The organism is Rhodococcus sp. DN22, assembly GCF_036669995.1.
Lineage (GTDB): Bacteria > Actinomycetota > Actinomycetes > Mycobacteriales > Mycobacteriaceae > Rhodococcus_F > Rhodococcus_F erythropolis.
This window is the reverse complement of sequence record NZ_CP133326.1, coordinates 2450263-2469832: the sequence shown is the minus strand read 5'-3', so window position 1 is coordinate 2469832 and position 19570 is coordinate 2450263. Positions and strand designations below refer to the sequence as shown.

19 protein-coding genes and 1 tRNA gene are annotated in these 19570 nt (G+C 61.7%); 3 read left to right on the top strand and 17 right to left on the bottom strand.

Annotated features, from left to right (window positions below):
* Positions 1-10: 10 nt before the first annotated feature.
* Positions 11-613 (bottom strand): lipocalin family protein, encoded by a 603-nt coding sequence (locus RA302_RS11315; RefSeq protein ID WP_021334361.1) that lies wholly within the window; start codon positions 611-613, stop codon positions 11-13.
* 178 nt (positions 614-791) lie between these two features.
* Between RA302_RS11315 and RA302_RS11310 the strand changes: the two genes are divergently transcribed.
* Positions 792-3326 (top strand): AMP-binding protein, encoded by a 2535-nt coding sequence (locus RA302_RS11310; RefSeq protein ID WP_338480688.1) that lies wholly within the window; start codon positions 792-794, stop codon positions 3324-3326.
* An 11-nt stretch (positions 3327-3337) separates the two neighbouring features.
* Here the strand turns inward: RA302_RS11310 and RA302_RS11305 are convergent, their stop codons facing one another.
* The gene (locus tag RA302_RS11305; RefSeq protein WP_338480686.1) at positions 3338-4453 is read right to left on the bottom strand and encodes an FAD-dependent oxidoreductase; all 1116 of its coding nucleotides are present in this window, start codon (positions 4451-4453) and stop codon (positions 3338-3340) included.
* A 389-nt stretch (positions 4454-4842) separates the two neighbouring features.
* On the opposite strand from RA302_RS11305, the gene RA302_RS11300 reads away from it, so the two are divergent.
* Positions 4843-5688, top strand: a complete 846-nt coding sequence (locus RA302_RS11300; protein WP_042951463.1) for a hypothetical protein — start codon at positions 4843-4845, stop codon at positions 5686-5688.
* Between the two features lie 634 nt (positions 5689-6322).
* Here the strand turns inward: RA302_RS11300 and RA302_RS11295 are convergent.
* Both RA302_RS11295 and RA302_RS11290 read right to left on the bottom strand, forming a co-directional pair.
* Complete coding sequence (locus RA302_RS11295) at positions 6323-7234, bottom strand: hypothetical protein (RefSeq protein WP_208722038.1); 912 nt, start codon at positions 7232-7234, stop codon at positions 6323-6325.
* A gap of 69 nt (positions 7235-7303) precedes the next feature.
* Entirely contained in the window at positions 7304-7864 is a 561-nt protein-coding gene (locus RA302_RS11290) for a hypothetical protein (protein ID WP_064075187.1), read from the bottom strand.
* 50 nt (positions 7865-7914) lie between these two features.
* Between RA302_RS11290 and RA302_RS11285 the strand changes: the two genes are divergently transcribed.
* Positions 7915-8139 carry a tyrosine-type recombinase/integrase gene (locus RA302_RS11285; RefSeq protein ID WP_054801644.1) on the top strand — a complete coding sequence of 75 codons (225 nt, stop codon included), beginning with the start codon at positions 7915-7917 and terminating at the stop codon, positions 8137-8139.
* 61 nt (positions 8140-8200) lie between these two features.
* Here the strand turns inward: RA302_RS11285 and RA302_RS11280 are convergent.
* From RA302_RS11280 to RA302_RS11220, 13 genes are all read right to left on the bottom strand, one after another.
* Positions 8201-8276 (bottom strand) — tRNA-Ala (locus RA302_RS11280).
* 145 nt (positions 8277-8421) lie between these two features.
* A complete protein-coding gene (locus RA302_RS11275) occupies positions 8422-9165 on the bottom strand; it encodes a DsbA family protein (protein WP_007731305.1) in 744 nt (247 codons plus the stop codon).
* A 42-nt stretch (positions 9166-9207) separates the two neighbouring features.
* Positions 9208-9696: a MauE/DoxX family redox-associated membrane protein gene (locus RA302_RS11270; RefSeq protein ID WP_019747868.1), complete on the bottom strand. Its 489-nt coding sequence runs from the start codon at positions 9694-9696 to the stop codon at positions 9208-9210.
* Positions 9697-9721: 25 nt separating this feature from the next.
* Positions 9722-10975: an MFS transporter gene (locus tag RA302_RS11265; RefSeq protein ID WP_029255079.1), complete on the bottom strand. Its 1254-nt coding sequence runs from the start codon at positions 10973-10975 to the stop codon at positions 9722-9724.
* Between the two features lie 42 nt (positions 10976-11017).
* Complete coding sequence (gene pgm, locus RA302_RS11260; protein ID WP_046378364.1) at positions 11018-12655, bottom strand: phosphoglucomutase (alpha-D-glucose-1,6-bisphosphate-dependent); 1638 nt, start codon at positions 12653-12655, stop codon at positions 11018-11020.
* A 97-nt stretch (positions 12656-12752) separates the two neighbouring features.
* Positions 12753-13097: a fluoride efflux transporter CrcB gene (gene crcB, locus RA302_RS11255; RefSeq protein ID WP_019747865.1), complete on the bottom strand. Its 345-nt coding sequence runs from the start codon at positions 13095-13097 to the stop codon at positions 12753-12755.
* Positions 13094-13471, bottom strand: coding sequence for a CrcB family protein (locus RA302_RS11250; protein WP_019747864.1), 378 nt, complete (start codon positions 13469-13471; stop codon positions 13094-13096). The genes crcB and RA302_RS11250 overlap by 4 nt, the downstream gene beginning before the upstream one ends.
* Positions 13472-13494: 23 nt before the next feature.
* Positions 13495-14298, bottom strand: coding sequence for a DUF1295 domain-containing protein (locus RA302_RS11245; RefSeq protein WP_046379875.1), 804 nt, complete (start codon positions 14296-14298; stop codon positions 13495-13497).
* On the bottom strand, positions 14295-15611 hold the full coding sequence (locus RA302_RS11240) for a cyclopropane-fatty-acyl-phospholipid synthase family protein (protein WP_338480672.1): 1317 nt from the start codon (positions 15609-15611) through the stop codon (positions 14295-14297). The genes RA302_RS11245 and RA302_RS11240 overlap by 4 nt, the downstream gene beginning before the upstream one ends.
* Complete coding sequence (locus RA302_RS11235; protein WP_019747861.1) at positions 15608-16897, bottom strand: cyclopropane-fatty-acyl-phospholipid synthase family protein; 1290 nt, start codon at positions 16895-16897, stop codon at positions 15608-15610. Before RA302_RS11235 ends, RA302_RS11240 begins: the two co-directional genes overlap by 4 nt.
* The gene (locus tag RA302_RS11230) at positions 16894-17637 is read right to left on the bottom strand and encodes a DUF1365 domain-containing protein (protein ID WP_024487210.1); all 744 of its coding nucleotides are present in this window, start codon (positions 17635-17637) and stop codon (positions 16894-16896) included. The genes RA302_RS11235 and RA302_RS11230 overlap by 4 nt, the downstream gene beginning before the upstream one ends.
* Positions 17628-18908 (bottom strand): FAD-dependent oxidoreductase, encoded by a 1281-nt coding sequence (locus RA302_RS11225; RefSeq protein ID WP_019747859.1) that lies wholly within the window; start codon positions 18906-18908, stop codon positions 17628-17630. The genes RA302_RS11230 and RA302_RS11225 overlap by 10 nt, the downstream gene beginning before the upstream one ends.
* Entirely contained in the window at positions 18905-19537 is a 633-nt protein-coding gene (locus RA302_RS11220) for an alpha/beta fold hydrolase (protein ID WP_338480668.1), read from the bottom strand. Before RA302_RS11220 ends, RA302_RS11225 begins: the two co-directional genes overlap by 4 nt.
* Positions 19538-19570 lie beyond the last annotated feature (33 nt).

Here is a 19570-nt window from a genome sequence, read left to right as displayed (position 1 = left end):
GACAGCAGACTCACACCGTGCAGAGCGGACGGATGTCCGACGTGCCCTCGGTGGTCGGTGACGTCAAGATCGTGCACGCGTTGTATCCACGGGATTCGGCGACCCGACGGATCTCACTCCAGCCGGCCGCGTCGACAATCGGGGACCGTGAGAGCACGAACCCGGAAAGCCTGAGTGGATCGCCCACCAGTGCCCACGAATAATCGTCGGCGATATACGTGACGATGTAGTTGGGCGGACCGTCCAAACTCTCCTGCGAGGGCACCCCGGGGAAGCTCACATGCAACTGGGCACCCGTTGCTGGATCGGTAACTCGGGCATTCCCGACGATCTCGTTGGCTTGGCCGGTCCACGTCGTACACGTGTTCTTCACGCTCACGTTCGACGAATCGACGATCCCGTAACTCGCCCGGGTGTCCTTCGCGCACGCGAGGTTGAAGGGCTGAGGAATCGCCGCCACCTGGTTCCATTCCCCTACGTAGCGCGCGGCGTCCAGGTTCGCCACCGGCTGCAGAGGTTCCCAGAGTGGGCTCGCCTGCGCGGTTCCCGAAAACAGCGTCGCTGCGGCGCACACTCCCGCAATCGCAATCGCACTTCGCCCCGACCACTTCATGTCATTGCTCCTCGTCTGTACAACGCTCGATCGGCATTGGTTCCTCAAGGTATTCGGAGCTGACGGACTGAAGGATGGGGACGTATGTAAAACTACTTTCGGTTTGTTATGGACCTACTTCACGAACCTTATGTAGTCTTTGCTCAAAGATAGCTGAAAGTCGGACGGAGCTACTGTGATGAAGGTTGTCGACTTAGGTCTCGAGCGCACTCGCTATGCAGTCATCGACGAGACGATCGAGTCGAGGTGGCGCCGAGTCACCTCGATGCAGCACGACACCGTTGCCGTCGTGACTCCGCGCGACCGGATCACTTTCGCCGAACTCGAACTCCGGACCGATGCATTGGTCCGCGAACTTCGCCTACGTGGGTCACACGGGGCTCGCCCGGTTGCGGTCGATCTCGAACCAACCGCCGAGTCGGTGCCCGCCATCCTCGCTACTCTGATTTCCGGTCGACCTTTGGTCATGATCGACCCACAACTCCCCGAGGCCCGGCGAGCGCACATCATGAGCGCCTCGGGCGCCGTCGCGCTGCAGTCGATCCTCGACGAATCGGCCGCAACCGGCTTCCGTTTCGACAACGCGCTGGAACCATCGAGTTCCGACCCTGCCATGATCGCGTTCACATCAGGGACCAGTGGAGCGCCCAAGGGAGTCGTGTTGAGCCACTCCATGTGCCTGAACAAAGCCGACGAACTCGCCGCAGCAATCGACCTGCGCCCCGACGATCACATCGGAAACCTCTTGCCCGTCAGTTTCGGAGCCGGAATCACGGCCCTGATCATGGGACTGATGAACGGCGTCACGGTCTACTGCTGGGATCCACGCATAGACGGAGTTTCGGGAATCGACGACTGGCTGATCGAGAATTCGATCACGACCGCGCACTGCGCGCCGTCATTCCTGCGGGCATGGTCAAGCCTCGAATCCGATGAAGCACCGGATAATTCGCTCGGATCGCTGCGGGTCGTCGTGACGTACGGGGAAGCAGTGCACGGCGAGGATTACGCGCGCCATCGCAGTCACGGCTTCGCTCGCGTCACGTACGTCAACTGGCTGGCCACCACCGAGACCGGTGTCGTCGCGTACAACGCGTTCCCACCACATTCCGAACTACCCGTCGGAGTGGTTCCGGCCGGACGTGCTCGCGACGGCAAGGACGTACAGATCGTCGATGTGAACGGCGTGCCTCTCCCCGACGGAGAGATCGGCGAGATACAGGTTGTCTCGAGCGATCTTGCCGATGGATACCACGGTGACCCGGATCGCACTGCGGCACGATTCACGCGCCTCGGCGACGGAGTGAGCATCTACCGGACCGGTGACCGGGGCCGTATCGACGAACGCGGCGAGCTACAACTGCGGGGACGCGTCGACGACGCCGTCAAGATTCGGGGCTATCTGGTAGAGCCGATGGAAGTCGAGGCGCATATTCGTCGAATTCCCGGCGTCGCCGATGTTTTCGTGGCTGTCGTCCTCGAGAACGATCGACCGGAGATTGTCGCCTACGTGGTCCTGACCAAAGCCGTGATGGCACGGTCGGGCGCCGAGATGCGGCGCGAATTGGCGACATATCTGCCGGCCTGGATGCTCCCCCGACATTTTGTTCTGATGCCAGCGTTGCCGCGCAACGAAAGAGGAAAGGTCGATCGAACAGCGCTGCCCTCCGTCGAGGTGCGGTCCACTCCACCGACTCTCGCCGGGCCCGCCGAATTGTGGTTGTCCTCGATCTGGGAGTCGATTCTCGGTATCGACTCCATCGACCGTGATGACGACTTCTTCGAACTCGGTGGCGATTCGCTTGCTTCAACCGAAGTGGTGGCAAAGATTCACGACATGTTCCGGATCCGGATCACGGCGGCGGAGTTCGCGGCCGCCAGCACCGTCAAAGACCTTGCAGCGCTGGTGGATCGGTGCAGAATCGATCCCGATGATCGTGTCTGTCACAACACGATGGTTCCGCTGAAGCTCGAAGGGTCCGGGCGACCGCTGTTCATCATGAACGGAGCGGGGTGCCCATCGACGACGCTGTCCACCTTGTCGAAAGCGCTTCACACCGATCGGCCGGTTTACGCACTTCAGCCACATGGCTTCGAATCTCGCGGACTACCCGACCGGTCAGTGAAAGCAAGCGCCCGCCGTTTCATATTCGAAATCAAGAAGATTCAGCCCACCGGGCCATACCTCCTCGCCGGTTACTCGTACGGCGGCTACGTGGCGCTGGAGATGGCGTCACAGCTGTCCGAGTCCGGTGACACTGTCGAGCACGTCACCGTTCTCGACACCAGAATCTCCACCGAGACTGCCGCACGACTGGCCGGTCGAGCGGGCATCAGCCTGGATCCGTCGATCGTCGATCTCGCACCACAACCATCCACCAATACTCGATGGAAGCCGACCAGGCGCACCGTCGCGGCGATGTGGATCCGCACGCTCTTCGCCGGCATTCTGCAGTACCCACCGGCCACCCAGTGGACGGTGTTCCTCTACATCGGCGGCCAGGCGCTCCGGAAGCATCGGATGCGAACGTGCGCCGCGCCTGTCACGGTGATCCGTGGAGCCACCAACAACCGTGGACGTGAGATCTGGTCACTCATCGCCACAGGCTCCCTCGATTTCGACGACGTCGACGCGTGTCACGAAGACGTCGTCCGTCAACCGTACGTCCGCAAGACTGCGGCGATCATCGATCGAGTCTGCGATCGAGCGTGACCAACTGCGGCTCACGTCCAGCTGTAGAAGGGAGAGCGGCGTGGAGTGACAGCCCATTCGGTCGTCGACGAACAGACCCTTTCCTTGACGAATGCACCCGCCCTGCCCGCAATGACCACTCCCGTTGACTCGTCGACACGAGTGGTCCGCTGGAACACACCTCGCCGCCTCCCGAGACTGATGCACCGGCCTGCGAACTTCGGAGTCACCGGGCGCGGCGCGGAACCTTCGAGTCGATGCAGGATTGTTTCGGCCGCATGGACTCCCAAGGGGATCGCGGCCTGACAACTCATCCTCAGTGAAAGATCACCGACTGCGACGCCATCGCCCGCACCAAAGATGTTGGGGTGGGACGAGCATTCCAGTCGATCGTCGACCTTCAGACGACCGAGATCGTCGACCGGGAGGCCACTTCGGCGCGCCAGCTCGGGGACACCGAATTCTGTCGCGAGAATCGTGCAATCGGCCTCAACCCGTACACCTCCCGCTAGCTCGCAGGACGAACCGTCGATCCGAGTCACCCGGGATTCGGTGACAATATCAACCCCAAGGTCGGTCAATGTTCTGAGAATTGCCGATCGAGCACGATCTGACAGATCCGGGGCCAAGATTCCTCCGGTCACCAAAGTGATTCGGCTGCTTCGCTGCTCAGCCAATTCTGCGGCAGTCTCGATCCCGGTGAGACCGCCGCCGACAACGCAGACCGCAGCCTTCTCGTCGAGAGTCGCCAGCCTGGACGAGAGGCGGACCGCGTCCTCGAATTCGGCGACGCCGAACCCGTGCTCGTCCGCCCCGGCGATCGTGCTGGGTAACTGCCTACTTCCGACTGCGTAGACCAAGTAGTCGTAGTCGAGCACGCTGCCGTCGTCGAGGGTGAGCCTGCCGAGCGCCGCCTCGATCGTCGTCACCTCTCCGAAGACTCGGTGTGCCGCACGCGGTAGCGCCCTGTCGAACGAGACCGTCGCGTCGTAGCCAGCCGCGATCATCTGATGGAGCCTGATTCTTTGCACGAAGTGTGGGCGCGGATTCACGACGCTCACCGTGATGTCCGACCGAGTTCGCAGCAGTCGCTTCGCTGCCATGACGCCCGCATATCCTGCCCCGATTATCGCCACGTGTGCACTCATGGTTCTCCGTTCCGCCGACGGTCCCCATGCCGAGAATGCACGGGATGATCAAGCCTCACCGCGGACAGTATTGCGCACGAAACAACAAATGCTCTGCACCGATTGGTGCAGAGCATTTGTTCGGGTGGAGCTAAGGGGACTCGAACCCCTGACCCCCACACTGCCAGTGTGAATCGACCTGTAAGCGTGCGTTCAGTGCGTTCCGAAACGTCCACGCTTTCAGTCTTTTCCGTCTGATGTGTCTAGTACGTGTGCCGCAGTAGTCAGGTGTCCTAGGACAGCAGTAGGACACGCTCAGGCGATGACGCCCGCGCCTCGATGGTCCTGACTGCCGACGTCGATCGCACCTCTTGAGACAATGCGTCCAGTTGGTCTGGTTTGATCTGAGCATGAATCCTCGTGTACCTGCACTGTTGTTGAGTGCCATCGCGGCGAGCGTCCTCGCTACATCTTGTTCATCGACCGACGACGGCGCGGCGCGCCCCGAAGCGTCCTCGCAGTCCGTCACGGCCTCAGCCGATCTAACGAACAAGCGTGGGGCTGTCGAGGTCGACCTCGGCCAGCGAGCTGAGGTGAAGGATGAAACCGGCGCGCTCTTGCTCGCCGTGTCCGACACAGCTCTCTCGATCGAGGGCTGTCCGCTCAACAGTGAGCATCCTGGACTCGTCAGCAAGAATCGATTCTCCGCATTCATTGAGATCGGTGCTGCGCCAAGCACTGAGTGGCTGTGGCCTTCCGATTTCTACTACGTCGACGCTGGCGGCAAAGTCGTCAAGAATATCGCGTTGTCTGACGCGAATCCCTGTTCGAGCCCGGGGAGTAGCAAGTTCATCGACCTACCCGCCAATTCTTCCGCCGACGGCGCGGTGACACTCGACATTCCGCACACGGCGCGGTTCATCGGCTATCAGTCCAATCTCAGCGGGCAAGATGTTCGGATCGAGTGGCGGGTGCCGGAGGGAACGCTGGTCACCGCCACAGCTGAAAGCACCGCCTCGGCACCGAAGCCCACGACAGAAGCTCCGCAATCCGTACCGACGACGAATCCAGTCGATAAGCTGCCGAACCCGTACCCCAATTCGATTGATTCCGAAGGCAGAGCCACAGGAACTGGCGGTAGCGAACTCGTCGGGTGCGCTGATGCTTCGCTCTACCAGCCGGGCACCGGCATTTACAGCGACGGGTCTATGGACTACGCGGCTGAGTGCCTCCAAGGCGGATCGATGGCGAACTGAGATGGTGACAATACTGATCGCAGTTCTGGCGCTCCTCGTGGCGCTCGTGGCCTTGTTGCGGGACACCAGAGAGCACCGACGAAACCGGACAGCGGACGTTCAAGCGCTGATGTTTCAGAGCAACAGGTCAGGGGTGGTGACACATATCAACGGCGACCGAGGTTTGCGGAAGTTCGAGCCGTCGGTTCATGCTTCCGGTTTCGGTACTCGATACGACGTTCGGACCTACTTGTGGGTGGACGATCAAGTGGAGCCGAAATGGAAGGACCTCAGCCAGTCGGCCGACCGATTCGATAACACCAGCGAGCCGCTGCGTTGTGAGATTGAGGTCTACGACGACGATTCCGGCCGAGTGTGGTTTGGCATCGGACACAACGAGTCCCAGGTACGGGGGCTGTTCGCGCGGGACCACGTTCGCAGCGAGTTTGTACGGTCCAATCTCGTCGAGCCGAACGTGCAGGTCTGGCAGTGGTACCGGTTGAGTTCCGCTCGGAAATGGTGGCAGAGACAAACTCGATTTAAGTTCGGCGGCGGCGGCGTGCCCAAGCCGTTAGGACGATGGAAGGTTGTTTCGACGGACCGCACACGGCCTGAACAGTTTCCTACCTGGGATGGAGTAAGCCGAGACAGCTAGTTAGGGAGCGTCGAATCGTGCGGTGAGGCTTGTTTCGCCGCTTGGTGTCTCTGTCGCGACTACCAACACCGCCCGATCACCGAGCTTTGCAGCTCCAGCCGAATAGCCGGTTCCGTTGAGTTCACGATGAGTGAGAGGGATCTCTGCGACAGTGACTTCCGCCGGACCGGTGATCTCAATACGGGTGATCTTGCGCAAGTAGTTTCCGGTCGGCTCCTCCTTCTTCAGGTAGAGATCGACTGCTTCACCCGACTCCGGCTCTATTGCCGTAGCCGGATCGCGTCCGATGGTGAAAAACTCCTCGTCACCAAGCGCATCGCGCATCGCATCGTTCTCCAGGTCGACCGAGCTCATGAATCCTTGCGCAAGATCTTGTGCCGACATCGCGAAGTCCCCATCCTCGAAGAAGAGTGAGGTATCGAGAAAGGGCACCACGATTTCGGCCGGGCGGTCAGCGCTTTCCTCGACCCACAGGCGCACCTTCCCCACGGTCAGAGTGAAGGATTTCATCCAGATCGCGTCGAGTTTCCCCACCACCTCGGTGCCGAACCTTCCCGGTTCGATTTCTCCAGGAACTGCGGTAGTGATCCCGAATTGTCGAGCTTTCTCGATCGCTGAGCGGGTGAACCCTGACGACGAAACGAGAACTAAGACATTTGTGGGAAGCCTCAGATGCTTGCTATGCATTTCTTCCACCCAACTGACTGTTTGCGGGCGCTTATGGGCTCGGCACTCGATGCTCACTATGACCGGATGTCCAGCAGTCACGCTTTCGATGCACGTATCTACTTCCCTAAAGTTCCCAGAGTCCAGATCTCTGAGCATCTTCGACTCCGTGACTGTCGCACCCGCACTGAGATGGGAATGAATGATTGCGACGATTTCCTGGAACTCGTTTGTCCGTTTGGGCACGGTTCACAGACTACATTTCACATTTCACCCGGTTAGCGAACAACGTTGTTCAGGTGAAAGGGTCGCCGCTCACCTGAACAGCTGGCTACATCCCCCGCAACCCTCAGTGGTGGGTGAGCCATTGCTCGACTTGTCGGAGTGGTCCCTCGCTTTCAGGTAGCACCACGAATTGCCGTCCACCTCGGACAAGACTTCCAGGGCGCGCCAGGCGGTTGGATCATCGAAGCGGTGCGGAAGCAGTCGGTTACCTCGTTCGGAGGTGACCAGTCGCCACCGCTCCACACCGACGGCGTCGTAATTCGGAACCTTCTCCAGGATCAAGCCGTGCTGTTCGGCACACAGTCTGACCCGAGAGATCCTGTCCTCCAGCGCTTTACGCGCTGCCGATTCCTCGGCGCAGCGCTGCTCCCGCTCGGCTGCCTCACGGTCAGCCGCATCATCGCGGTGTGTGATCCGCTGGTGAAACGCTGCTCGCCGCTGCTCAGCCTTGTCGATCTGACGGCGTGCTCGCCGCGCGACTACCTCCAGATCGTGCAGTACGTCGAGCAATTCCCCGACCACACGCTGAGCGGCGATGTCGTCGTGCAGGTTGTCGAGTGGTTGACCGAGATCGGTCAGGAAACCGCCCACGATTTCATCGGCGTCAGGTCCAAGGATTACCAGTTAAGGAGTATTCGCGAATGTTCGCACAGCAGCGCCGCGAGGCCGGACTGTCGAAGATCACGCTGCGGAACCTCCGGCATTCGTCGGTGTCACGTATGCGCGCAGCCGGAGTCCCCGCCGACGTAGTCGTTGCCTGGCACGGCCACTCGGAACGGATGACTCAGGCGGTCTACGGGCGAGTGTCGAACGATCGGTTAGTGGCCGCTTCGGCCGCACTTTCTGAGGCCGTAGGACAGAGTTAGGACAACATCCTCGAATACGAAAAGACCAGGCCGGAGGAATATCCTCTGACCTGGTCTTTTTTGGTGGAGCTAAGGGGACTCGAACCCCTGACCCCCACACTGCCAGTGTGGTGCGCTACCAGCTGCGCCATAGCCCCGTATTCAATTCACTCTAACAGTCGAACTCGAAGCGGCTTTACTGCTTTCCGCTTGCTGGAAGAAAGTTACACCACTTGACTCCTGGGCAACAAATGGCCTGGTCAGAGCGAAGCGGCCGCTCCTCGTCCGAGCGGCCGCTTCAACTCAGGAGGAGAGCTTGGAAACCCAGTCGCTACTGCCCGTGTCAACGATCTTGCCGTTCGCCACTACCGTGGGCGTCCCGTTCGACCCGACATCCTTGAGCGCCTGGCTGGCGGCTGCAGCATTGGCCGCGGCTGCTTCGACGTTGGTACCGGAAGAGATGCAGGTTGCCACGTCCTCGGATGCGCCCGCATCACGAGCGATCTGGGCGAGGTCGTCGTTGGTGTGATCGCTGCTGCCGCCCTCGGCAGGCTGCGTGTCGGTCGCGAAAAGCTTGTTGTGGAATGCGGAGTACGCGATCGCGTCACCACCCTGAGCGACGCAGAGCAGAGCGGCGCCGGCCCGTGTGGAGTAGTCACCGCTGCCCGACGCCCGGTTGAGGAAGTTCAGCATGTGGTACCGCACGGCGACGTCACCGTTGTCGACGGCGGCCGCGAGAGCCTGGCCACTGAGGTGCTCGAGAGCAGCGCAGGCCGGGCACAGCGGATCCTCGAAGAGATCAATGGTCGTCGCGGCGGAGGGCTTGCCGAGCAGCACCACTCCGTTGTCCTGCACCGTGACGGCAACTTCGGAACTCTGCACGGAGCCGTAGCCGTCGTTCTGGGGCTTGTTCTTGCTGTTCGTCCACAAGACACCGCCGATGACGAGGGCCGCGATCACGAGCACCGCGAGGCCACCGATGATGTAGGTGGAGCGGCTCGAGACCGGTTCCGGCGAGTATTTGTTCTTGCTGCTCTTGGTGCTCACGCTGATGCAGTCCTTCGTGCGTCGAAACGATTTACCGATTGCTTACCTTGCCACTGAAGACTGAGTATCCACTGAGAACGCCGCGCGTGATCCGGGCCCCAATGCGAGCGGCGAACGCGGGAACACGAGCAGCCAGACGGCAAGTGCCAAGAAGCCGAGGTCCCGGAGAATCTCCTTCAAATAGTCCCAAGCGCCGACGTCGGCTGCACCTCCGCCGCCGAAACATCCGCAGTCGATGGACAATCCCCTGGCCCACACCGAAATGATCACCGCAATGAGAACCGTGAGGATGACCACCGAGACCGCAGCGGATACTCGCACCGCCAGCCCGACGAGGATCAGCAGGCCCAGCACTATTTCGACCAGGGGAAGAGCCGTCGCCACCGGACCTACCAGCGACTCGGGCAACAGTTGATAGGCGCGCACCGCGATCTTCGTCTGCACGGGATCAAAGAACTTGAGTCCCCCGGAAATCAGCCAAACGGCCGCCAAACCCAATCGGGCCACAAGACTCACGATGCGAATTGCCACCCGATCGAGAGTACAGAATGCCCGGTCAGTCCAGGTTTGTCCGCGCAGGAGTATCCGTTAGCACCGTCACATCAGTCAGATCTTCGACGACGGATTCGACGGGCTTCGTTCGCGACGGAACGAACAACCAACCCGTCGCCGACACGACTACTACGGCTCCCATCACCGCGAAGGCCGCCGAGTACGACACATGCTGGGCGATCAGCCCGGCACAAATCGGCGCCACTACCCCACCGATGTCGGACATCATCTGGAATACCGCCAGAACGGGTCCGCCTCGGGCCGTCGATCCGACAACATCGGCAACCGCGGCCTGCTGGGCCGGACTCATGAGCCCGGAGCCGACACCGGTCACTGCGGCGATGGCGAAGAACACCACAAGGTTGTCGGTGAATCCCATTGCGATGGTTCCCAGACCGCAGATGAGCAGACCGCTCACGACAAAGGGCTTGCGTCCGAAGCGGTCCGAGAGTCGTCCGGACACGATCAACACCAACGCGTTTCCGACGGCAAAGATCGTGAGAGCGTAGGCCGCTATCGACGGGTCTCGGTCGAGGAACTCCACGACGAACAGAGGGACCATGGCAACGCGAACTCCGAAGATCACCCCGCCGAAGGCGAGGTTCGATCCGAGCGCTGCCCGGTACACCGGCGACTGAAGCCCTTCTGCGAGAGTCATCGACTTCACATCGACAGCCTTGTCCGGTGACGCCAGGTGAGATCCACGCAGGCTCACGAAGACAACGAGCGCGGCGATCACCAGCGCAACTGCGTAGATGATGAACGGCATCCGCAGACCGAACTGCAACAGCGCACCGCCGACCAGCGGGCCGCCGATCGATCCCATGAGAAAGCTTGTCGCGTACAGCCCCGAGACGCGGCCGCGACTGTCCGGCGGTGACATGCGAATGATCAGCCCGAGAGCCGACACCGTGAACATCGTCGACCCGATACCGCCCAACGACCGGAACAGCAGAAGTTGCCAGTACTCCCCGGCGAAAGCGCACGCACCGGTCGAGACCGCGACGATCAAAAGGCCGACGATGTAGACCGGACGCTCACCGAGTTTCTGTACCAAAGTGCCGCTCATCGGCGCGAACACCAATCGCATGAATGCGAAAGACGAGATCACGATCGTGGCGGCGGTGACCGATACGTCGAAGCTGCGCGCGAACTGAGGTAGAGCCGGAGCGACCAACCCGAATCCGAGGGCGATGACGAAGCTGGCGGCGACCAGTACCCAAATTTCCTGTGGCAGCTTGGCTGCACGAGTTTTCATGTCGCCCGGAATTCTAGCCGGGCGACACGAGCGGTCCGCGAGCTAGTTCGCCTTCAAGACGCCGGACACCAAGTCCTTGGCCGCTGCCTGAACCTGAGCCAGATGATCGGCGCCCTTCATCGACTCGGCATAAATCTTGTACACGTCCTCCGTGCCGGACGGCCTCGCTGCAAACCACGCGTTCTCTGTCGTCACCTTGAGACCACCGATCGCCGCGCCGTTTCCGGGCGCCGCGGTCAGTGTCGCCGTGATCGGTTCACCCGCCAGTTCGGTCGCACTCACCTGATCGGGAGACAGTTTCGCCAAGACCGCCTTCTGTGCGCGTGTCGCGGGCGCATCGATCCGCGCGTACGCCGGGCTCCCGAACTTCTCGGCCAACGCGTCGTAATGCGCAGACGGAGACTTTCCCGTCACTGCGGTGATTTCCGACGCGAGCAACGCAAGGATGATGCCGTCCTTGTCCGTCGTCCAGACCGAACCGTCGTGGCGGAGGAAGGATGCACCGGCGCTTTCCTCGCCGCCGAATCCCACGGACCCGTCGAGCAGACCGGGAACGAACCACTTGAAACCGACTGGAACCTCGAGCAATTCGCGGCCCACACTGCTGACCACGCGGTCGATCATCGAGGAACTCACGAGTGTCTTGCCCACCTTGGTGTCTGCGCGCCACCCTGGCCGGTTCGCGAAGAGATACTCGATGGCAACGGCGAGATAGTGATTCGGGTTCATCAAACCGCCGTCGGGCGTGACGATGCCATGGCGGTCGGAGTCTGCATCGTTTCCGGTCGCGATGTCGTAGCGATCCCGAATTCCGATCAGCGACGCCATCGCGTCGGGCGACGAGCAGTCCATGCGGATCTTGCCGTCAGTGTCGAGCGTCATGAATCGCCAGGTCGGATCGACGAGAGGATTCACCACTTCGAGGTCGAGTCGGTGAGTTTCGGCAATCGCGCCCCAGTAATCGACGCTTGCCCCGCCGAGGGGGTCTGCACCGATCCTGATTCCGGCATCGCGGATTGCATCGAGGTTGAGGACAGAGGGGAGGTCTTCGACGTAGTACCGGAGGAAGTCGTAGCGTTCAACGCGGTCCAGTGCCTGCGCCGCCGTGACACGCCGTACCCCGGAAAGCCCCTTGCGCAGTAGCTCGTTCGCTCGATCGGCGATAACCGACGTCGCATCCGTATCCGCGGGTCCGCCGTGTGGCGGGTTGTATTTGAAGCCGCCGTCACGCGGCGGATTGTGTGAAGGCGTCACGACGATGCCGTCGGCCTTTGCCTCCGGTCCCGTCGAGTTGTACCGCAAGATCGCGTGACTGACCGCCGGGGTGGGCGTGTAGGCATCACGTGAATCGACGAGGACGACGACGTCGTTGGCGACCAGGACCTCCAAGGCCGACAGCCAGGCAGGCTCCGAGAGCGCATGTGTATCGCGGCCGATGAACAGTGGTCCGTCGATGCCCTGCGAAGCACGGTACTCGACAATCGCCTGGGTTGTCGCCAGGATGTGAGCTTCGTTGAACGCCGCGTCGAGACTGGAACCGCGATGTCCCGAAGTGCCGAAAAGTACCTGCTGCATCGGGTTCTCGGGATCCGGGATGCGCGTGTAATACGCGGTGACCAGATGAGGAACGTCGATCAGATCCTCTGGCAGAGCCACTTGTCCTGCTCGTTCGTGCGCCACGAATCCCCCTCGGCCCGGTGGTCGACCACTGTGTCGACGCGACTGTGGACAATTGTCTACCCTGGCCGCGTGGCGTGCACGCTCGACGCCGGATCGGTCAATCCGTGATCTGGATTCCCAACCACGCAGCGGACAGTCCGACGATCAAACTGACGACGATGTAGATCAGCGAGAGGGCCGTCTGGCGCCTCTCGACCATCCCGACATTTTCGTTCGCAAAGGTCGAGTAGGTGGACAAGCCACCGCAGAATCCGGTCGCCAGAAGTGCAGCCATCTCGGTGGAAAGAGCTGCCCCGGTGAATAATCCAAGGAGGAAGCAGCCGATCACGTTGGCGGCGAACGTCGCAGCCGGGAATCCCTTGTACGCGGGCACATACCGCGCCAACAGGTACCGGCCACTCGCACCAGCGCCGCCGCCGAGTGCCACCAGGAGAACTGTCATGCCGACGCTCCGTCCCGCGCGCGGATCCAGCGTTCACCGAGCCCTTTGCCCAGTGCAGCGGCGAGGATCGCGGGAATCAGTGTCCCGAGTACATAGAGAATCGATCGCCACGGACTCTCCGTCACGGCGTGAACCGCGAAGGACGAGAAAGTGGTGAAGCCGCCACAGAACCCGGTGCCGAGAAAGAGGTACCCAACCTTGTTGTGGACGAGCAGGGCCGCGAGAACACCGAGAACGAACGAGCCGACGACGTTGATGACCAGCGTCGTCCAGATGTGGGGAAAGAGCTCCCCCAGCCCGTATCGACTCAGTGCCCCCAGCGCTCCGCCGACGGCAACCGCTCCCACCGCACCCGGCAGCTTCAGATCACCCATGCTCTCGCCTCACCCGAAAGAGCCTACGTCCCGGATCGGGCTTTCGGCGGGCGCGGAATGAAGTAACTTGTCCGCTGCTGATACTCGCGATAACCCGGACGCTGTTCCATATGTCGCTCGAGCAACCGCGCACCGGTGGCGAAGACCAGGAAGTACGTCATGGCGATCGGCGAGAGGACAGTCACCACTCCCGGCCACACGGACGCCGAGACGAGGAAGATCCCCCACCAGACGCATGCGTCGCCGAAATAGTTGGGATGCCGCGTCCACGCCCACAAGCCTTGATCCATGATGTGGCCACGGCTACCCGGATCGGATTTGAATTCCTCCATCTGCCGGTCGCCGACCGTCTCGAACGTGACGCCGACAATCCACAGCACGATTCCGAGCACAACAAGAAGCCCGAAGCTACCGTTCGATACTGCTGCGACCTGGATAGGCAGGGAGACGAACCACAACGAAATCCCCTGCGTGAGATAAATCTTGCGGATCGCATACAGCGTTCGATTACCCGTCGCTCGTCCGAGCATTTCTTCGTACCGCGGGTCTTCACCCTTGCCGCGGGATCTGATCGCCATGTGCGTCGCCAACCGCAGACCCCAGATCGCCACCAGCGCAAGCATCAGCAACCGGCGCCAGAGGTCGCCGGTTCCAACTACCGCGGACACGAGCGCGATCAGAACGAAGCCGGCGCCCCACGACACGTCGACAACATTGTGCCGCCCGATCCGTACACCGATGGTGGCTGTCACTGCCATTCCGACGGCGATCGCCAACAGGCTCGTGAGCGTGACCACTCCGAATGCGCCCCAGTCGAATCCGTTCATCGCCGCGACACCCACTGCGGCCGGACCGATTCCATATCCGATCGACCACCACCGTGCGGCCGGACCGACAGAATCTGATCGACGCCCATCCTGCCGTCCCGAAATGCCATTCCTCCGCCGACGAGGTAGAGACGCCACACCCGAGCGACTTCGACACCCACGAGATCCACGACGCGATCCCAGTTCGATTCGAAGGTCTCGATCCACGCGTCGACGGTCCGCACGTAGTGCTCACGCAGGGCGTGCACGTCCCGGACTTCGAGTCCACCCTCCTCGATCATCGCAACAGTGCGACCGACCGGCCGCATGTACATGTCCGGCGCGATGAACGACTCGATGAACGGACCTCCCCCGGGGTGCGCACCGGTGCGTGACATCTGCTGAATCAGCACACGGCCACCGGCAATAACGTTGTCGTGGAGCGCTTTCACGTATGTCGGATAGTTGTCCTCACCGACGTGCTCACCCATCTCGATCGACGCGACCGCATCGAAGGGACCGTCTGGAATCTCACGATAATCTTGGAGCCGGATCTCGACCCAGTCTTCCAAACCGAGTGCGCGGATCTTCGCGTCGACAAAAGCCTTCTGCTCCGCCGAGATCGTGATGCCGACAACCCGAGCGCCGTACTCACGCGCTGCATGCAGGCTCAGCGAGCCCCAACCACAGCCGACATCGAGGAACCGTAGGCCTCGCGCCCGATCGAGACCGACCTTGCGGCACACCAGATCCAGCTTGTCTGTCTGTGAGTCTTCGAGCGTGTATTCCGGCGCATCGGAAGTCCAATAGCCCGAGGAGTACGCCATGTTCTGATCGAGGATCAGTTGGTAGAAATCGTTCGACAAATCGTAGTGGTGCCCGATCGCTTCGCGGTCGCGGGCGAGACTGTGCAAGCGGCCCTTCACCTGAGCCTGCGACGACGGTGGAGCCAAAGGTCTCCCGAAAGCACCGAAGGATCGCGCAGCCTTGACCGCGGCCAGGACGAGAGACGGGGTCGGGGTGATCGACCCGAACCCCCGCTCGGCAGAGACCTTCCACACGTGTGTGAGCGCATCACCGAGATCGCCTTCGACGTCAAGTTCACCGAGAACATATGCCTGCGCCGCTCCCAACTCGCCGGGATTCCAGAGCAAGCGTCGCAGCACATTCGGGCTGTAGAGCGTCACTTTCGGAGCATCTTCCGGACCTGCTGTGCTGCCGTCCCAGGCAGTCAATCTCACCGGAAGTTCGCCGCCGACAAGTGGACTGAGGATGTCCGAGAGACGGCCCGCAACGCCGGTACCTTGTGCCGTTCGATCCATCGTGGCGGTCATCGCTGATTCCTCCGATCGAGAACAATTTGCTGGACGTCGAGATATCCCGAGCGAAACCCCGCCTCGGAGTAGCAGAGATAGAAATGCCACATGCGCGCGAACACTGCGTCGAACCCGAGCGCGGACGCTTCGTCGGTGCGAGCACTGAAACGCTCGTCCCACAGCCGCAACGTCTGCGCGTAGTGATCGCCCATCGACATCCGCTCACGCACCCGAAGGGTTGTCATGCGTTCGGTGACGTCCTCTATCGCCCGCACCGACGGGAGAAATCCGCCGGGGAAGATGTACTTGTGCACCCAGGTGTAGGTGTTGCGGGTCGCGAGCATCCGATCATGCGGCATCGTGATGGCTTGGATCGCCGCGCGCCCACCCGGCGCCAGCAGGGCGTCGATCGTCTGGAAGTAACTTCCCCAGTACTGGTGGCCGACAGCCTCGATCATCTCGACCGACACGACGGCGTCGTACTCCCCCTGCACTTGCCGATAGTCGAGAAGGTCGACCTGAACGCGATCGGCCAGTCCCGCAGCGCTTATCCGCTTCGCCGCCAATTCCTGCTGTTCGACCGACAGTGTCACTGAGCGCACCGTTGCTCCGCGCTCGGCTGCTCGGATCGCCAATTCTCCCCAGCCTGTGCCGATTTCGAGTACTCGCGAACCGGGACCGACACCCGCACCGTCCAGCAGGCGATCGATCTTCCGATGCTGAGCCGCTGCGAACGCGTCCCACGACGGGGTAGCTCCCACCGACAGATCCTCGAAGAGAGCACTGGAATACGTCATGGTGTCGTCGAGGAACAGTTCGAACATCTCGTTCGAGAGGTCGTAGTGCCGGGAGATGTTCGAGCGCGTGTTCTGCGTCGAATTCCGCTCACTGCGAGGCTGCTTCGGAATGTAGAGGCCTCGTAGCCGCTGCAGGAAGTCGGGAATCAGCGTCGCCACCCGGGAGGCGAAGACTTCCAGGACCGCGGTGAGGTCGGAGGCTTCCCAATCGCCCGCCATGTACGACTCGCCGAATCCGATCAACCCACTGTCGCCCACACGAGCAGCGAAGTCGTCTGGACGGTGGATGACCATCAACGGCGAATCCGGACTACCTCCACCGGAGAACTCACCGTTGGGCATCTGAACGCGCAGCGGCAAGCGCGCGACCGCCTTGTGGAACAGAGCGCGGGCAACCGGCGACGCAACCCTCACTTTGAAACCGCTGGGCACCGTGGCAACGCCCGGCCACCGCTCGGATTCGATCGTGTGAGCGGAAGGTTCGGTGCCGAGAGTGGTCGTGGTCATTGCACTGCCTCCTGCGGGTGATGTTGCGGTCGGGGAACGATAGGTAAGCGCCTGGCCCACAGCCGGATTCCTTGAAATCTGATCTGCGCGGCGACTCGGAGCGGAGCCAGCGGGATGGAGAGCGCACTGCGGACGATCTCGCGCGTCGTCGCCGGCACACAACGACCGGACACCGTGGCTACGAATGGCGCCTTGCCGTCACGGGCCAGAACTATCGAGAGCGCGAGCGCGGTGTCGGGTAGCGGTAATCGCATCCGGTACTCGCCGTCCAGATCGTTGAACGGAGACACGTAGAACTCTTTGGACGTGCGAGCCCCGCCGCGTTCGTCGGTTTCGAGCAGGTAGCAATGCCGCTCGCCGTAGGTGTTGTGAACCTCGGCAACGACGCACCGCTGACTGCCGTCGTCGTTCAGACACCAGAACACACTCAGTGGGTTGAACACATGCCCGAGAACACGTGCGTTCGCAAGCATGAGGATGCGGCCGCCGGCGAACTCCAATCCGTTAGTTGCCAGAAAAGACTCGACGTTGGCACGAATCGATCGGGTGGGGTCGCCGAGGTGATCTCCGGCGTCGAACTTCGCCAAGGATCGCAGTGCCTTCGGGAGCTCGGGCAGATCGTCGACGTCGACGAGCCAGCTGTAGCTTCGGTACTCGAACTCGTTGTGCAACGGCTCCGTTCGTACGTGTCGGATGCTCGTATGAACGATGGACGGCGTGATGGGTGCAGTCACGGCCACCGACCTCCGACGCGTTCGGCGGCACGCAGGCCAGACAGTGCACCGTCCTCGTGGAAACCCCATCCGTGGTACGCACCGGCAAACGCGAGCACGTCCGAGTCCAACTCGGGAAGCCGCGCTTGAGCGGCGACGGAGGTGGGTGTGTACTGCGGATGCTCGTAGGTCATCTGATCGATCACCGAGTCCGGGGACACCATTTCGTCTCCCCCCAACGTCACCAGGTAGCGCCGACCGGTCTCCGGCAGCCGCTGCAACCTCGTCATGTCGTAGCTGACCAGAACGTGATCTGGCTTCGCGTTGCATTCAGGGATGTAGTAGTTCCACGACGCGCGCGCATTGGTGTTGCCGGGCAGCACATTTTCGTCCGTGTGAAGTTGGGTGTGGTTGACGGAGTACGGCATTGCGCCGAGGACCTGGGATTCGGCAGGCGTCGGATCCGCCAAAATCTTCAGTGCTTGCTGCGGATGCGTTGCGACCACAACTGCGTCGAAGGTCTGGATCTGGTCGTCGCCGTCACGAATGTCGACGCGATCGTCAAACCGGTGGACGGCGCGAACTGGCGTGTTCAGGCGGATATCCCCGATACTTTTGGCGACGAGACGAACGTATTCGCCCGATCCACCGGTGACTGTTCGCCAGGTCGGCGATCCAGTGACGCTCAGCATTCCGTGGTGATCGAGGAACGAGAACAGGTACCGCGCGGGATACTTCAGCGCCGAGCCGGGATCACACGACCAGACTGCCGACACGAGCGGAGTCATGAAGTGAGCGGTGAAGTAGTCGGAGAACCGGCCGCTGCGCAGAAACACTCCCAGTGTCTGGTCGGGTGCCGACGGATCCGTGTTGTCGAGCAGGGCGCGGGCACGGCGATGGAAGCGCTTGACCTCCATCAACATGGACAGAAAGCTGCCGTTGACAAGAAGCCCCGGCGTCGGGAGAACGCCGCGCAACCCTTGGCCTCCCGAGTACTCGAGACCGCAACCCCCACACCTGACCGACATACTCATGTCGGATTCCTGCGTAGGCACATCGAGTTCTGCGAACAATCGCAACAATGTCGGATAGGTGCGATCGTTGTGAACGATGAACCCCGTGTCGATGGCGAGGCTTCGCCCTTCCGGGTCGGTGACCGAATGGGTGTCCGCGTGCCCGCCGAGCCGTGAATCCGCTTCGTAGAGGGTGACGTCACTGTCCTTACTGAGCACCCACGCCGCTGTCAGACCTGCGACACCACTACCGACGACGGCCACCTTGCGCTTGTCGGAACTCATCGTCGTTCTCCCATCTTTGTTGCGGCTACCCCGCGACTCATTCGTGCGATTGCATCCGCGACGAGGCGATGCCAGGTCGCCGCCCGACGGAGCATGAAGTGGCCTGCGCCGTCGATGCCGATCCATTCAGCGCTCTTACCCGACTTCTGCAGTTCGTCAACTTTCCGACGAGACGCTGCCGGGTCGGTCCACGAGTCGGCCGTGCCGTGGAGCACAACCAGTGGTGTGTCCGAATGCAGATTCACCGAGGTTCCATCGGGCCACCACGGCGCCAGCGCAACCACACCGACCACCGCCGGATCGCCACACAGTTCGGCGGCGACCCGTCCGCCCATCGAGTGCCCCAGCAAAATCACCCGAGCTTGTGCATTACGTTTCGTTATCGCGTCGAGTTCGACTCGAGCGTCGGCGACCGGACTGCGCTCGGCACCGTTCCAACCACGAACCCGATAGCGAGCCTGCACCGCTCTCACACCGGAGCGGCGAAGCTGAGCGGTGAACGGGCGCATCCGAAGGTTGGACAGATGCCAGCCGCGAGCCGGGCGACGGCTCGAGACCTTTCCTCCAGGCAGCACGAGCACCACCAGGTGCTGGTCACCGTCCTGCTGTTGCCGTCGGCTGGGCGTCATGCATGGCATTCGGAGCCGAAAACCATTTGGATG

Coding starts and splice junctions, on each gene's coding strand:
- RA302_RS11220 (WP_338480668.1), bottom strand. CDS start 19,537: ATGACGCCCAGCCGACGGCAACAGCAGGACGGTGACCAGCACCTGGTG.
- RA302_RS11250 (WP_019747864.1), bottom strand. CDS start 13,471: ATGGGTGATCTGAAGCTGCCGGGTGCGGTGGGAGCGGTTGCCGTCGGC.
- RA302_RS11285 (WP_054801644.1), top strand. CDS start 7,915: ATGTTCGCACAGCAGCGCCGCGAGGCCGGACTGTCGAAGATCACGCTG.
- RA302_RS11235 (WP_019747861.1), bottom strand. CDS start 16,897: ATGACCACGACCACTCTCGGCACCGAACCTTCCGCTCACACGATCGAA.
- RA302_RS11300 (WP_042951463.1), top strand. CDS start 4,843: ATGAATCCTCGTGTACCTGCACTGTTGTTGAGTGCCATCGCGGCGAGC.
- RA302_RS11305 (WP_338480686.1), bottom strand. CDS start 4,453: ATGAGTGCACACGTGGCGATAATCGGGGCAGGATATGCGGGCGTCATG.
- RA302_RS11225 (WP_019747859.1), bottom strand. CDS start 18,908: ATGAGTTCCGACAAGCGCAAGGTGGCCGTCGTCGGTAGTGGTGTCGCA.
- RA302_RS11240 (WP_338480672.1), bottom strand. CDS start 15,611: ATGACCGCCACGATGGATCGAACGGCACAAGGTACCGGCGTTGCGGGC.
- RA302_RS11245 (WP_046379875.1), bottom strand. CDS start 14,298: ATGAACGGATTCGACTGGGGCGCATTCGGAGTGGTCACGCTCACGAGC.
- RA302_RS11265 (WP_029255079.1), bottom strand. CDS start 10,975: ATGAAAACTCGTGCAGCCAAGCTGCCACAGGAAATTTGGGTACTGGTC.
- RA302_RS11310 (WP_338480688.1), top strand. CDS start 792: ATGAAGGTTGTCGACTTAGGTCTCGAGCGCACTCGCTATGCAGTCATC.
- crcB (WP_019747865.1), bottom strand. CDS start 13,097: ATGACAGTTCTCCTGGTGGCACTCGGCGGCGGCGCTGGTGCGAGTGGC.
- RA302_RS11315 (WP_021334361.1), bottom strand. CDS start 613: ATGAAGTGGTCGGGGCGAAGTGCGATTGCGATTGCGGGAGTGTGCGCC.